This window comes from Citrobacter sp. Cpo032, assembly GCF_030332975.1.
In the GTDB taxonomy this organism is placed as follows: Bacteria; Pseudomonadota; Gammaproteobacteria; order Enterobacterales; family Enterobacteriaceae; genus Citrobacter; species Citrobacter portucalensis.
In genome coordinates, this window is record NZ_JAOWGU010000034.1 from 522,461 (window position 1) to 537,394 (window position 14,934).

A 14,934-nucleotide genomic window follows, 5' to 3' on the forward strand; every position below is an offset into this window, starting at 1 on the left:
TAGCGAATAATCTGCACTGTTTTGGGGCACTCATTTGGTGCGAACCAGTCACGGTGCAAACGGTATGACTATTTAGCGTAAAAATTGTTGATAAAACAATCTTTCGTTAACGATTGTGTGAGGTGATTATTACAAATAATTTACTTTGGAGTGACGAATGATCAATGTTATGCACCATAGATGTGCAAAACCCCCGCCGAAGCGAGGGTTATATAGGTAATTCTTATGCCTGCTGTTACTCAATGTTGGCTTCGATAAACCACAGGAATTTATCGAGGTCGCGAGAAGCTGCGGTAAAGATATCCGCGGTATCTTCGTCTTTTGCTTCGCTGATAGCTTTACGTACGCTGTTTGCAACTACGGCATAACGTTCGGCCAGCTCTTTTAAGTGGTCCTGTACGCTATGGATATCCAGCGGGTAACTTTTCAGAGGCGTTTTGCTGTTAATAACCTGAGTTGTGCCCAGTGCCACACCGCCCAACTGTACGGCGCGTTCAGCCATGGTGTCGAGGTGATCGGTAAGGGCTGTACGGAAGCCATCCAGCATTTCATGTACTGCAATGAAGTTTGCACCGCGCATGTTCCAGTGAGCCTGTTTGGTGATCAATGACAGGTCAATGAACTGGATTACTTGCTGATTCAGCAGTTCTACGGTCGCTTTCTTTTCGCTATCAGATACATCGTTGCGGGTATAAAGGAGGGCGGATGCTTTTGTTTTTACCAGTTTCGCGGTACTCATATTTTCATATCCTCTTGATATTTATGTCCCAACTCTTCAACGGAATTAAGTATAGCGCTAAATTTGGATTTTTGTTTCCGGTGTTGCCTATCACTTTAATAGCGAAGAAGAGGGTAAATATAAAATATCAAATAAAATCAATGTGATGAGTGTATTGTTACTTGCGTGGTGTTATTTTTATGTTAATTTTAAGATTAAATGAAATATGCGGATGAGAAAATTATATTTTTTAGAATTATTATCACGCAGATTTACAATTGGATATTCTGCATGATTATGCAAACCATGCAGAATAATACGTGGTTAATTCACGTCGACTTGTTTTATTTGTGGCTCTTTACGAATAGTAAGCGTAGAGCCCATTGATGCGACAATAATGGCGCCCAGAGCAAGCGTCTGGATAAGCGTCAGTGTTTCACCGAGGAAGATCATTCCGGAAACCGCTGCCAGCGCGGGTTCCATGCTCATCAATGTACCGAAAGTACGTGTAGGCAGGCGCGTCAAAGCAATCATCTCCAGCGAATAGGGAAGCGCAGTAGAGAGGACTGCAATGGCCAGACCTAACGGCAGAATGGACCAGTGCCACAGGGCATCTCCGGCCTGGAGTGCGCCGATTGGAACAAATACCAGTGCTGCAATGAATGACCCTACCGCGACGGTTGCCGGACCGTGTTCCGCCCCGGCTCGCTGCCCGGTAAGAATATAGATGGCCCAGCAGGCGCCAGCCCCCAGCGCCAGCGCTGCGCCGGTTAAATCTACGTGAGAAACGTCCTGACCCAGAGGCAGCAGGAACCAAAGCCCGAGCACTGCCAACGCAACCCAAATGAAATCCACCGGGCGTCGGGATGAAAACAGCGCTACCGCGAGCGGGCCGGTAAATTCCAGCGCCACGGCGATTCCCAGTGGGACGGTTTGGATTGACAGGTAGAAAAGGTAGTTCATCCCGCCCAGAGACAGGCCATAAAACAGTAGCGGCAGGCGTTGTTCTTTGGCGAATCGTAAACGCCAGGGCTTAAAGAAAGCGATAAGGATGATCGTACCCAGCGCAAGGCGCAGCGCGGTAACGCCCGGCGCACCGACGAGTGGGAACAACGATTTTGCCAGTGATGCTCCGCTTTGAATGGAGGACATAGCAATAAGCAAAACCAAAATAGGCAACCAGACTGGCGCTTTACGTGACAACCCCGGCATCCTTTCTCCTGTCAAATGATGATTACACGTCTCCATCTGTGCCACGCTTCAGCATTGTTACGACGCAGATGACTTTATGTATAGAAAAGTAAAACAGCGAGTGTAATGGAATTACGCTCAACTGGTTGAGTATTCGTTGAAAAAAAAATTGCTCAGTTCCGTACAATGGCATGAAAATGATGGATTAATAATCTGTGTGATTAGGAATGTTCTGGATGAATGTGCCATATTGTGCGCGCAATAATGGTATTTTCAGTTGAAAAAGTGATGTTAATTGAAAGAGATAGCGGGTTTTTGAAATGTTCTGTTACATGAAAGACCCCGTTAGACATCGCGAATCGCAAAGAGTTTCCCATCAATTTTTGGTATATTTAAAACTTAAGATTTACTTGAAGCACATTTGAGGTGGTTATGAAAAAAATTGCATGTCTTTCAGCACTGGCCGCTGTTCTGGCTTTCTCCGCAGGTACTGCTGTAGCTGCTACTTCTACCGTTACCGGTGGTTACGCTCAGAGCGATGCTCAGGGCGCAGCGAACAAAATGAACGGTTTCAACCTGAAGTATCGCTACGAGCAGGACAACAACCCGCTGGGTGTTATCGGTTCCTTCACTTACACTGAAAAAGATCGTACCGATGCTTCTGGCGACTACAACAAAACCCAATACTACGGCATCACTGCTGGTCCGGCTTACCGTCTGAACGACTGGGCAAGCATCTACGGTGTAGTGGGTGTTGGTTACGGTAAATTCCAGAACGCAGCATCTCCGGCTGACAACCACAGCACCAGCGACTACGGTTTCTCTTACGGTGCTGGTCTGCAGTTCAACCCGATCGAAAACGTTGCTCTGGACTTCTCCTACGAGCAGAGCCGTATTCGTAGCGTTGACGTTGGCACCTGGATTGCTGGCGTGGGTTACCGCTTCTAATCACTTCGGTGATATGAAAAATCCGCCTCTTGGGGCGGATTTTTTTTGCGTGTAATGCAGGAAGGAATGTCGTTGTAGGCCTGATAAGCGCAGCGCATCAGGCATCGGTAGCAAAATGCCTTATCCGGCCGACAACGTATTATTTGGTTGAGAAAATATCGGTACCCAGATGGTTGTAGTCCACCTTCTGCAGTTTGAAGTTGGTGATGTACACCGGCCCGGCTTTTTTCTCTGAGATAAAGCGGTAGCTGTTGGTGATTTCTTTTGCGCTTATCCCCGTCCACTGCGAGAAAAAGCTGAGGAAATCATTGGCGGAGCGACGGGCTTTAATCACCCGATGCGCTTTATCATCGCTCGACAGCACCATAAAAGGCACCTGGAAATTCTGCTGGAACTGATCGTCATGCGCCAGGTACTGCACCTCTTTTCCCCGCTCTTTAAACGCGAGGCCATGATCGGAGAAATAGACCATCGAGAAGCTATTACCGCTGTTACGTAACTGCTCGTAAAGCTGGCGCAGTAGGTCATCTGTCTGCGTCATGGTGTACAGATAACAAGATGTCTCTTTTGACTGGACGAAAGTCTCGTATTTACCCTGCGTTCGGTCACAGGCCTGCGGATGCGAGCCCATTAAATGCAGCACGATGAGCTGTGGCTGGGTGCGCTCGGTTGCCAGCACCTGGGCAGTCATCTTCAACAGCGCTTCGTCACGGGTGTTTTTATCCGCTTCGAAGTCACCGCTTTTGAGGAACTGAACCTCATCAGCGCGCTTCGCAATGCTGGCGATGGCCGTATCGTATTCACCAATCTGTCCCTGATTGGAAAACCACCATGTCTGAAAGCCCGCGCGGTTAGCCAAGGTGACAAAGTTATCCTGGAACTGGGGTTTATTATCCACTACCCGATTAAGCGTTAAGCCGAGCGATTTTTGCGTTGAACCGCTGGCCGCAATGTAATCCGCGAAGATATAGCCGTTAACGGAGCTGGCAAACGGGGTGTTATCCCAGTGGCCGCCAAACGCCCCTAACGCATCGCGGCGGGCGCTTTCGCCGATCACCACGACGTAGGTGTGATACTTCGGTTTAACGGCGGTTACCGTCCAGCTGTCTTTTACGCTCGACAGTTTCGCCATACGCTCTTGTTCGTCGAGCACTTCGTTGTTATTGACGATAACGTCCTTGGCGAAACGGAAAACCGGATAGCCAGTGTCTTTCAGCTTGAACACGCCGCCCCAGGCCAGGTTTTGTACCGGGGTAACAAAGAATGCGACAACGCTAAACAGCAAACAAATGCTGTCGAACTTATTCCAGCTGCGCTGCTGCACATCTTTTTTACGGCGTACGGCGATAACGCCAAGGGCAAAAATAAACACTCCAACCAGATAACTGTACCAGGGGAAGATGGTCAGGATCTCGGTTGACTCTTCCATATTGGTTGAGTGCAGCGCCAGCAAGGTATTGAAGTTCGGTGAACCATAAGCCTGGCCGAACGGAAAGTACATTGCTGCAATGAGTGAGCAAATGCCAATCAGTGCTTTCTGCGCGCGCGGCGCGCTACGCCACAGCAGCATCAATATGCAGGTGAAAGCAACGCTATAGAGCAGGCTAAGCGGATAGCCCAGTGCAAGGTTGATCAGCAAAGACTGTAAGAAATAGAGGCCAGTCCACGGACTAATCGCTCGGCTACGAGCAATGATTGAATCTTTGAGGGTTAAATTCATATGCCACTGTTACAAAAACGCCATGTGCTTACCCTGGCGCTAAGGGTCATTGCCTGCCTGAGAGAGCGAGAAGAGGGATAGGGTCCGCATCCGCGAGCCGCAATATACGCAGGGCTGCGAAAAGATAGAGTGTGCGCAAGAGAAGGTCAACTACTACAAAGAAATTGTTTTGCGAGGGACGTGGCAAAACTGACAAAAAGAAGGGTTATTGAGACGAAAACCACCACCGTACCCGAATGACGGCAGGAAAATGAAGCGGCGTACCGCGACGCCGCATTATTTTTCTGAAGGTTTATCCTGCTCTGGTTTGCTGTTAATCATGTCACACAGCATAGAGATCAGCATTAACCGTACTTTAAAGGGAGAGTGGCTAAACACGCGTATACACCTCTTAAATTCATTCATGTAAACCTCCTGACTTCACGATCCCATCAGTCCTTGAGGGATGTCTTTATTATATACAGATATAGCACAGGCTATATTATATAGCTATTGCTAAAACGTTAATTTTTTGTGCCCACGCAACTCTGGTTTACAATGAGCGCTCTCTAATCAGATGCCGTTAACGCGTCACAGTAACGAGGAAGCAGAATGAGTCGTCGCGCAGGTATGCCAACAACAAAAAAAGTGACGCAATTGGTGAATGTCGAAGAACACGTTGAAGGATTTCGTCAGGTCCGGGAGGCGCATCGCCGCGAACTGATTGATGACTACGTAGAGCTGATTTCCGATCTCATTATTGAGGTAGGTGAAGCGCGCCAGGTGGATATGGCAGCGCGACTTGGGGTTTCCCAGCCGACGGTTGCTAAAATGCTTAAGCGCCTAGCTTCAGTCGGATTGATTGAAATGATCCCGTGGCGTGGGGTGTTTTTAACCGCAGAAGGTGAACGACTAGCCCAGGAGAGCCGGGAACGTCATCAGATTGTGGAAAATTTCCTGTTGATGTTAGGCATCAGCCCGGAAATTGCCCGTCGCGACGCGGAGGGGATGGAGCATCACGTTAGTAAGGAAACGCTGGAGGCTTTTAGCCGGTTTACGCAACAGCAAGGAACGGGCTCTGAATGAGTTTTCCTTTATTACGTGCTTTACAGCGCGATCGTTTTTTCCAGCTGTTAATCATCGTTGGGGTTGTACTGAGTCTGTTCACGCCATTTACGCCCCGGTCCTGGCCAGGGGCGATTGACTGGCACACGATAATCACGCTTAGCGGCCTGATGTTACTGACCAAAGGCGTGGAGCTAAGCGGTTATTTCGATGTGTTAGGTCGCAAGATGACCCGCCGCTTCAAAACAGAGCGCCAGCTGGCGATATTTATGGTGCTGGCGGCGGCGTTGTTGTCGACGTTTCTGACCAACGACGTTGCATTGTTTATTGTTGTTCCGCTGACCATCACCCTGAAAAAATTATGTGCCATTCCGGTGAATCGCCTGATTATCTTTGAGGCGCTGGCGGTAAACGCCGGATCGTTGCTCACGCCAATAGGTAATCCGCAAAACATTCTGATGTGGGGACGCTCAGGCTTATCGTTTACCGCGTTTACCTGGCAAATGGCGCCGCTTGCGGGGGCCATGATGCTGACGCTGGTGGTGCTGTGCTGGTTCAGTTTCCCGCATAAAGCGTTGCACTATCATACCGGTACGCGCGCGCCTGACTGGCAACCACGCCTGGTATGGAGTTGTCTGGCGCTGTATATCATCTTCCTGGCGGCGCTGGAGTTAAAGCAAGAGCTGTGGGGGCTGGCTATTGTGGCGGCAGGGTTCATGGTACTGGCGCGTCGCGTGATCCTCAGCGTGGACTGGACGTTGCTGTTAGTATTTATGGCGATGTTCATTGATGTGCATTTGCTGACGCAGCTCCCGGCCTTGCAGGGGATTTCCCACCAGATTGGCACGCTCTCAGCACCGGGACTTTGGTTAACGGCTATTGGCCTGTCGCAGTTTATCAGTAATGTGCCCAGTACGATTTTGCTGCTGAACTATGTCCCGCCGACGCTGCTGCTGGCCTGGGCGGTTAATGTGGGCGGCTTTGGTCTGTTGCCGGGATCGCTGGCGAATCTCATTGCGTTACGGATGGCAAACGACCGACGGATCTGGTGGCGTTTTCATTGGTATTCGGTACCGATGCTGATATGGGCGGCGCTGGTGGGGTATGGTTTGTTGTTATTAATGTAATAGCGGCATTGAGGTAATAAAAAAGGCGGATGAATCATCCGCCTTTTTCGTTTTAGGTATGTGCTTAGTTCAGGCGAACCGGCATACCTGAACGGTTCTGTACCGCCTGCTCAACGACGGCTTGATCGACGTCAGACTGGCCGGTGATGCTGGTAATGCTCTTGGTCAGGGTAATCGGTACGATTTCTCCGCCTTCGAACTGTGCTTCAGTCGTAGACAGTGGGTTATGTACTTCGATGTAACGGCTGCCGTCTGGTTCGGTAGTGGCTTTTACCGGCTCATCAATAAACTGTACACGGGTGCCGACTGGCACATTTTCAAACAGGAATTTGATGTCGTCGTTACGCAGACGCACGCAACCGTGGCTGACGCGTAAGCCTACGCCGAAGTTAGCATTGGTGCCGTGGATGGCATACAGGCGACCGATATACAGCGCGTACAGTCCCATCGGGTTATCCGGACCTGCCGGAACAACGGCTGGCAGCGGCTCGCCCGCAGCGCGGTATTCCGCATGCATTTTCGCCGTTGGCGTCCAGGTTGGGCCTGCTTTTTTACGTTCTACTTTGGTTGTCCAGTTGATTGGCGTGTCTTTGCCCAGCTGGCCGATACCGATCGGCAGAACAATTACGGTGTTGGTGCCTTTCGGGTAGTAGTACAGACGCATTTCAGCGCTGTTGATAACAATACCTTCATGCACGGTATCCGGCAGGATCAACTGCTGAGGAATGTTCAGCACGGTGCCGCCTTTCGGCAGGAAGGTATCCACGCCCGGGTTGGCTTCCAGCATGTTAGACAGACCCATCTGATACTCTGCCGCAAAATACTCCAGCGGTTGGGTGTTGCCTTCAGGAATAGTAATGACCTGGTTTTGGCCAATCAAACGGCTACCATCAGTCGGCAGCGGGTACGTGACGGCTGAAGCGGTATTACAAAAACCAACTATTGCGAGTGCCGCCGCGAAAAGCGTTGTTAATTTCATATTCATATTCATGTATGCGAGATTCAGTGCCAGGCAGGCTAGTGGGTTGAGATTTATGTAGTGTTGGGCACGCATTATATGTGCAATCTGAGCAACAAGGAATTCGGATGTGTACTAAATCACATTTTTTTCCTTTTGGTTTCACTTTTTCCCTTCCGCATGAAGACGCGATCTTCTTGCAGACTTATGGCATAATAAGCGGTTTGTCACATATTTCTTTCTCTTTCAGGATACGCCTGTGTTAGTTTCCAGCAACGTCACAATATAGTTTCAAAGGGGGAAATTAAGTAATGGAGAGAGGTTTCTGTCTTCCTGAGAGCATTGGTTAGTCTTCGTTGTTCAAACATTCTGGTTTCATTGGGCCAATAACCTCATACTGGTCCGGTGGTTTTAGCCATCCCCACCCCAAGAATTCGGAAGGACAACGAGCAAAGTCTGATACGCTGCCTGGTCCAAATAAAAATTTGTATTGCGCAATTTGTTCTCATTCTGATAAAATTAAAGGTTGGATAAATATTTTTGTAAACTTTGTTCCGTAGTATTTCCCCCCTCGAAAACATCCCCAACGTCAGATACAAGGCGGCTTTGCGGTATCGCAAATGCTCTCGTTTTACCGTGGTTTTTGGTAATAACTGTTTAGGAGGTGTGATCTCTTTCTGAGTACAAAAAAAGGTTGATTTAACAATGATGCAACAATCTCAAACCCTGTTCCAATCGTCGATTTTTTCGACAACTTGCTTTCGTACTGTCTACCATGAACACGGTCGTTACAAAGCAATTGATGGCAAGTCTTTTGTTCATGATGATCACCAATATCCGATTAACACAAGAACCGGATCTGGTGTTCGCCAAGATATACTTATGGCGATGATCACCGAATTAAAAGCAATGCAGAGGCGATACAGTCGAGTGTTTCTTACCCGCTTTGATCTTCATCTGCCAGAATTCACTTCTGCTGACGTTGGTAACGAATACATACGTCAACTGTTCAAACGGTTACGTTCATGTCTGGCATCCAATAACAACGGCTTATCGGAACCTATCATCGATTTTGCTTACGGTTGGGTTTGCGAACAGGAAAAGGCTTCACAGCCACATTACCATTGCTGGATTGCACTTCCACATCGTTCGGTAAGGTGGTTTGGAACGCCAGAAAGAGGGATCGCAGGTATTATTACGGAAATCTGGATGAAACTGACAGGTGGTAATGCAACGCTGGTAAACTTGTCTAAGTCCACTAAAGCTTATCCCGATCACTACGTCATTCATCGAGATGCTCCTGAATCACTTAATGACCCGGTATTCTGGCTTTCTTACCTAGCCAAAGAACGCGGGAAGTCGCAAACAGGGAAGGGAACGCGCTTGTATTCAACATCAAAATTGAATAGTAAAGCACTGAACTCGTAAATATCGCACAGGAAGCCCGTAGAGCGGTTTTCTTTGCAAGGTATATCATCGCATTACCCATATTATGGAAATCGCTTACAGCAGCGCTCAGGGCGTTTTAAGGCATGAATAAGACCTGATTAACTTTATGCTTCGGTCAGTTGCATGATAGTTCAACGATAATAGCATTGTTTTTAGATTCATACATTACTTCAAAATTCCGAGCGAAGCGAGGGACACGAACGAAGTGAGTGTCTAACCTACATAACTACACTTTTAAATTTTTATATTTTATATATAGAGAAAAATGTAGTTTTTTGACTGTTTCTTAACCAATGTTAACTGTCCGTCTTCGCTTCGCTTGACGGAACTCGCTTCGCTCGTAATTCAGAATCTCGCTTCGCTCGTAATTCAGAATCTCGCTAACGATGACATTTTCTGTAAGTCGTTTTACTATAAATGTTCCATCTGTTTCTAATATAAGGAAATACTATGCGCCACCCAATACCCGCACAGCTAGATGCGCCTGAAACCCTGAATTTTTGTCTGCAAGTTGTTCCTGATGCTCACGCTGTATTGATTAACAATGAACCTTTCCCGGGAGCTGAAGTGATGGACTGCTTTCCGAATGTTGAAATGGTGATCGAAAAGAATGGGGGTAAGGCTGTTTACGGTTGGGCTATCTGGTGGGTTCCTGGAGTTTATATTGAAGCTGAGTTCCACTGTATTTGGGAGAATGATGCTGGAGAAATGCTGGATATCACCCCATATCCTTATCATACGGACAACATTCTGTTTCTCCCAGATAGCAAGCGGATTTATAAGGGTCAACAGGTAGATAATATCCGTCAGGCTCTGGTAAATGATCCTGATGTGATCAGATGGTTGTACCTTGCTAGAAAACGTTTTGAAATCTTAAATACCGGTGATCTAGCGAACCAACATGGGCGTATTGAATTGCCACCGAAATTAGCCAAAGAGTACATCAAAGTCATGGATGAAACAGAAAGGCTGGACTCCCGACTAAAACGCCGGTATTCATGACGAGAGACAATGCTATTAACAGTGACCATCGGAAAATAACGCATATGGCGGGCTGTACGAGTTAGATGGGTTATGGCGACATATGCCGCCTGAACTGCTACCCGTTGATTAACACGTTGTGATGCCAGCAATGCCCGCTTGGCACACATCAGACATTCACCAAGATAAAAAGCAAATGGGTAGTCAAATCTGGTTCAATTACACAGTCTGGTCAGAATCGAATGAAATTAGTTTATTAATTCCTTCTTGATTCGGTAAAATGTGGCACGGCTGATATCTGCTGCTTTCATTATGTGGGCTGGTTTAACGTTCTGTTCCAGCATTTCGCGAACAGTCTCACGGGCTTCCATATCTTTTTCTTTCCCCGTGTACAAACCTGCCTGTTTTGCTCTCTCAATCCCCTGTGCCTGGCGTTTACGGCGGGTTTCATAATCTTGTCGTGCCATTGTCGCAAGGATATCGATCAGCATAGCATTGACTGCCCGAAGAATGCCGCTGGTTAGGTCATTACCGGACATTTCAACCATCTGCCAGCTTGTTGGCAAATCCATTGATACAATAACCAGTCCTTTACTGTTCAGCGTGGCTTTGAGTTCAGCCCATTCTTCATGCTGAAGACGACTGAGACGGTCAATTGCTTCAATAAGAAGCAGATCGCCGGGTTGTGCTTCTTCGAGGAGAAGCATTAGTTCCACACGCTCCAGCTTCGCACCACTTGCATTCTCAATGTATTCTCCGGCAACCGACCAGTTTTTGCTTTGCGCAAATTCGCGCAAGCTAGCTAATGCACGATCAGCATGTTGGCCTTCAGTAGATGCACGGCAGTAGATACGGACATTCATTATGGATTCTCTTTTAAATATCAATTCAACACCCATATGATACATTACGTCGTTTTGCTGTCAATAGAATTAAATATAACCCTATTGAGACTTTGTGTCATGGTCTTTATCAGGTATACCTAAAAGAGATGTTGTACTGAATGTTCTCAGATCTTGCTTGGGTTATACGATGTAGTCAGTTCCTGTAACTGAACCACTCAGTTTGCATTTCAGTAGGTCTTTATCAATTACAGCGAGCCACTACTGGGGACCTGAATAGTCTAGCATCTACATAACCAGTTTTTATCATCTGCCATAATAACCTGTAAAATAATTTTAGTTTGCCGAATACGTATACACTGAACGTAAGCGTATAGTTGTGGTAACTGTCAATTTTTTCATATTCTGTTAAGAATAAATTAATGTTTAAAAATTATGATAAATGAATGTCATCGCAAACATGGCACGTCCTTTACAGGAATAAATCTCACCAATTATTATATTTTCACCACAGAACCTGTCCGGGAAGGATAGTCTGTTTAGTATTAACTGTTGATGCTGTTATAAGGAGTTTCTGGTGCAGGTAAACAAATTTACGGATGATATTGATATTAGTTCTCATGAGCGTTTCATCGCGGCCCGTAAAAGTACTTGGGTTAGTGTGCTTGTTAATTGTTTTCTGACATCCGGGCAAGTGATTACTGGTGTATTTTCCGGATCTCAGGGGCTTATCGCGGATGGTATCCATTCTCTGTCTGATTTAGTTTCAGACTTTGTGGTGCTTATTGCTAATCATAAAAGTAAAAAAAATCCCGATGATGACCATCACTACGGACATCATCGTTATGAAAATGGTGCATCATTAATTCTGGGGACAATTTTATTCATTGTTGGCATCGGGATGTTATGGTCAGCAGCAAATAAAATGCAACAGCCAGATGATATTCCTCAGGTACATATTGTTGCTCTGTGGGTAGCCTTAGCTGCACTGGTTATCAAAGAGCTTCTTTTTCGCTATATGCTGGCAGTAGCAACCCGAGTAAAATCCACTATGCTGGTTGCAAATGCTTGGCATGCCCGCTCTGATGCTGCCTCATCTTTGGTGGTGGCTATTGGTATTATTGGTAGTTTATCAGGTTTTAAATTGCTTGATCCGGTAGCTGCACTGGTTGTGGGACTTATTGTGACCAGAATGGGATATTCATTTATGTCAGATTCGCTTCATGACTTGATGGACAGGGCCGTAGATATTGAAACTGAAAATAGTATAAAAACAACATTACTATCCACTCCTGGGGTCGAAGGCATCCATGACCTCAAGACCAGAAAAATGGGGGACCTTGTTGTTGTTGATGTTCATCTGGAAATTGATGGTAATTTATCAGTGAAAGTAGGGCATGACATTGCTGTTTTGGCCAGGAAATCAGTTTTAGATAATCATCATGTATTAAATGTTATGACACATGTTGACCCTTATTTTAAGGAGGGAAGTGACCTTGATTACGGAAGTGTAAATAATCATAAATAATAATTTTAATGCTTATTTTCTTCGGGGAAATTGGCAAGTAATTATTTTCTTTGTTCAATGTTGCAACTTCGGGTTGTGATGTTTTTTAAATGATAGTAAACAATATGGAGTTATTATGAGAAAAATTATGCATACTGTTATAATAGGAACAGCCCTTCTTTTATCTACCAGTGTAATGGCTGGTTCTGACGGTGTTGAACATGCCATGAAGATGATGAATAAAAGCTACCGTGCAGCACTTAAGGAGGAGGATGTTACATCTTTCAGGAAAGATATGCAGGATCTGAAATCAACAGCAGAGTCCATCTTGAACGGCCCGATAGAGGGGTATGACAGGGAAACGTATGTTGCAGGTATGTCTCTTCTGATTGATGAGGTAACTGCTGTTGAAAGTACCGCTGAAAAGGAAGGTCTTGACGCTGGGAAAATTGCAGCACAGAAACTGGGCAGTATGATGAGAAAATACCATAATAAACTTGGCGTTGACTGAACCGGGAACTATCAGGAGAAAGTAGATATGCTGGAAAGATATCCCGGAACTGCCATGATATACCTGCTTGTATTAAAATGGATAGTTATGCCCTGGTGAAGAAATTCTAATACGTTATCTTATCTGCTCAGTACATATAAAAATGTAGGGGTCGCAAACATGCTTACCGATGCTACATATTGCCTCAACATAAGCTAAGTCCTATTGATGTTGCACGGGGCAGATATACCCGCTTCGTGCTTCACGGAAGCATACTGATGATCTCTTGGCTGGAAAAACACTTCTTCATGGTAATGTCTTCATATTACAGATGTGATGTACTATAGGTTTAGATACCATTTTCTGATTAAAGAGTATTGTTTAGTTCCGATAAGTTAAGGTTTCGTTAATAAAAAGCATATTGATTTGGTCAACCACCCCTAACAAAGTGGCTAAATTATGAATGAAAATTTACGTAATGCTCTCCCTCACAAAGACACACCATTTCTACGTGTGCTTCATATCATCGTAGCTGTATTGATTTTATTGCAGATTGTTAGTTCAAATCTTACCGAAAGCGATGCTCTCAGTGACTATACTCTCACAGGGTTCGTTACATGGTTCCATGTTATCACTGGATTATCACTGATTGTTCTTGGGTTAATCATGCTTGCATGGATGCTGACACAACGAGGATTTCATTACTATTTTGCTTGGCTGACCCTTGATTTTCGAGGTGTGGTTGAAGATATCAAAATGCTGATGTCATTCCGTCTCCCTGAAGCTCATGCTGGTGGGATTGCTGCCTTGATCCAGGGGCTTGGTGTACTTGCGCTATTGGGCGTTGCATCATGTGGTGGTTTCTGGTTTGCACTCAATACAATTCCTGGAATGTCGCCAGTGCTGACAGAAAGTGTCCTGAATTTGCATAAGTTTCTGACTGTATTTATTGAAACCTATTTCTGGGCGCATGGTTCGATGGGGTTGCTGCATATATTTCTCACCATCCGTAGCCAAAGGAAAAATTCCGTTACGGAATAGTGTGATAGATTGATGATTAATAAAGTGTGCTGTAATGGCTGGATAACATTGACTACAATAGTTTAATTATCTGTCAAGGCATTCTTATATGTCCGTAATTCCGATTAGTGTGCGTAGTTGAAGGAAAGCAAAGATATGCATCTTGAACGACACAGCATCGAAAAAGTGGGATGGCTTAGGGCGGCTGTATTGGGGGCAAATGACGGAATTGTTTCGACAGCAAGCCTTGTCCTTGGTGTTGCGTCAGCAAACACCAGTTCTTCGGGAGTTTTACTTGCTGGTGTTGCCGGACTGGTTTCTGGTGCTATGTCGATGGCAACGGGAGAATATGTTTCAGTCTCATCTCAGGCTGATACCGAAAACGCTGCACTTGCTCAGGAAAAAAGGGAGTTGGAAACCGATTATGAAGGTGAAATGCAGGAACTGACTTCACTTTATATACAACGTGGACTGGATCCTGTGCTTGCCTATAAGGTTGCAGAGCAGCTCATGGCGAGAGATGCTCTGGATGCTCATGCCCGTGAAGAACTTGGGCTGACGGATACAAACTCTGCACAGCCCCTTCAGGCTGCTGTCTTTTCTGCTCTGAGTTTTTCTGCTGGTGCTGTGTTACCTTTAATAGTTGCATGGTTATCTCCTCCAAAGCAGGTTTTTTTGTTTATTATCCTTTCCACCCTTTTTTCACTGGTGGTCCTTGGTTATATATCCTCTGTTGTAGGTAAAGCACCTCCTGTCAGGGCGATCATAAGAATTATGTTCTGGAGTACACTGGCTATGTTTTTGTCGATGGGGATTGGCCATTTCGCAGGGCAGGTCCTGCTTTAATGTTCTGTCGCGATATTTCGAGTCGTATGTCATCAAAAAAAATCGCCAATGTAGCTCCTTACAGGTTTTATTCCGCTTGGTACAGTGTCCATT

Annotated in this window: 15 protein-coding genes; 9 read left to right on the top strand and 6 right to left on the bottom strand. The window is 45.9% G+C overall.

Annotation, left to right across the window (positions count from 1 at the left end; all coding sequences use genetic code 11):
* Positions 1-235 precede the first annotated feature (235 nt).
* Both dps and rhtA read right to left on the bottom strand, forming a co-directional pair.
* Positions 236-739 (bottom strand): DNA starvation/stationary phase protection protein Dps, encoded by a 504-nt coding sequence (gene dps / locus OGY33_RS04520; RefSeq protein WP_003035253.1) that lies wholly within the window; start codon positions 737-739, stop codon positions 236-238.
* Between the two features lie 303 nt (positions 740-1,042).
* Complete coding sequence (rhtA, locus tag OGY33_RS04525) at positions 1,043-1,930, bottom strand: threonine/homoserine exporter RhtA (RefSeq protein ID WP_048214620.1); 888 nt, start codon at positions 1,928-1,930, stop codon at positions 1,043-1,045.
* A 411-nt stretch (positions 1,931-2,341) separates the two neighbouring features.
* Here rhtA and ompX point away from each other — a divergent pair, with 411 nt between their 5' ends.
* Positions 2,342-2,857 (top strand): outer membrane protein OmpX, encoded by a 516-nt coding sequence (gene ompX / locus OGY33_RS04530; protein WP_048214619.1) that lies wholly within the window; start codon positions 2,342-2,344, stop codon positions 2,855-2,857.
* A 139-nt stretch (positions 2,858-2,996) separates the two neighbouring features.
* Here the strand turns inward: ompX and OGY33_RS04535 are convergent, their stop codons facing one another.
* Together OGY33_RS04535 and mntS are read right to left on the bottom strand one after the other, a co-directional pair.
* The gene (locus tag OGY33_RS04535) at positions 2,997-4,577 is read right to left on the bottom strand and encodes a phosphoethanolamine transferase (protein ID WP_048214618.1); all 1,581 of its coding nucleotides are present in this window, start codon (positions 4,575-4,577) and stop codon (positions 2,997-2,999) included.
* Between the two features lie 276 nt (positions 4,578-4,853).
* Positions 4,854-4,982, bottom strand: coding sequence for a manganase accumulation protein MntS (gene mntS, locus OGY33_RS04540; RefSeq protein ID WP_003831584.1), 129 nt, complete (start codon positions 4,980-4,982; stop codon positions 4,854-4,856).
* 186 nt (positions 4,983-5,168) lie between these two features.
* Between mntS and mntR the strand changes: the two genes are divergently transcribed.
* The gene (mntR, locus tag OGY33_RS04545) at positions 5,169-5,642 is read left to right on the top strand and encodes a manganese-binding transcriptional regulator MntR (RefSeq protein WP_003831586.1); all 474 of its coding nucleotides are present in this window, start codon (positions 5,169-5,171) and stop codon (positions 5,640-5,642) included.
* Positions 5,639-6,748 (top strand): anion transporter, encoded by a 1,110-nt coding sequence (locus OGY33_RS04550; RefSeq protein WP_048226004.1) that lies wholly within the window; start codon positions 5,639-5,641, stop codon positions 6,746-6,748. Before mntR ends, OGY33_RS04550 begins: the two co-directional genes overlap by 4 nt.
* A gap of 64 nt (positions 6,749-6,812) precedes the next feature.
* Here OGY33_RS04550 and ldtB read toward each other — a convergent pair whose 3' ends face one another.
* Positions 6,813-7,733 carry a L,D-transpeptidase gene (gene ldtB, locus OGY33_RS04555; RefSeq protein ID WP_008784213.1) on the bottom strand — a complete coding sequence of 307 codons (921 nt, stop codon included), beginning with the start codon at positions 7,731-7,733 and terminating at the stop codon, positions 6,813-6,815.
* Between the two features lie 678 nt (positions 7,734-8,411).
* Between ldtB and OGY33_RS04560 the strand changes: the two genes are divergently transcribed.
* Positions 8,412-9,134 carry a YagK/YfjJ domain-containing protein gene (locus OGY33_RS04560; protein ID WP_048214616.1) on the top strand — a complete coding sequence of 241 codons (723 nt, stop codon included), beginning with the start codon at positions 8,412-8,414 and terminating at the stop codon, positions 9,132-9,134.
* Between the two features lie 471 nt (positions 9,135-9,605).
* Complete coding sequence (locus OGY33_RS04565) at positions 9,606-10,157, top strand: hypothetical protein (protein WP_053071023.1); 552 nt, start codon at positions 9,606-9,608, stop codon at positions 10,155-10,157.
* A 227-nt stretch (positions 10,158-10,384) separates the two neighbouring features.
* On the opposite strand, the gene OGY33_RS04570 is transcribed toward OGY33_RS04565, so the two are convergent.
* A complete protein-coding gene (locus OGY33_RS04570) occupies positions 10,385-10,999 on the bottom strand; it encodes a recombinase family protein (protein WP_048214615.1) in 615 nt (204 codons plus the stop codon).
* A gap of 556 nt (positions 11,000-11,555) precedes the next feature.
* Between OGY33_RS04570 and OGY33_RS04575 the strand changes: the two genes are divergently transcribed.
* From OGY33_RS04575 to OGY33_RS04590, 4 genes are all read left to right on the top strand, one after another.
* Positions 11,556-12,506, top strand: coding sequence for a cation diffusion facilitator family transporter (locus OGY33_RS04575; protein ID WP_048214614.1), 951 nt, complete (start codon positions 11,556-11,558; stop codon positions 12,504-12,506).
* A gap of 115 nt (positions 12,507-12,621) precedes the next feature.
* Positions 12,622-12,996, top strand: a complete 375-nt coding sequence (locus OGY33_RS04580) for a cytochrome b562 (RefSeq protein WP_048214613.1) — start codon at positions 12,622-12,624, stop codon at positions 12,994-12,996.
* A 438-nt stretch (positions 12,997-13,434) separates the two neighbouring features.
* Complete coding sequence (locus OGY33_RS04585; RefSeq protein ID WP_048214612.1) at positions 13,435-14,016, top strand: cytochrome b/b6 domain-containing protein; 582 nt, start codon at positions 13,435-13,437, stop codon at positions 14,014-14,016.
* A gap of 135 nt (positions 14,017-14,151) precedes the next feature.
* A complete protein-coding gene (locus tag OGY33_RS04590; RefSeq protein ID WP_032936649.1) occupies positions 14,152-14,841 on the top strand; it encodes a VIT1/CCC1 transporter family protein in 690 nt (229 codons plus the stop codon).
* Positions 14,842-14,934 lie beyond the last annotated feature (93 nt).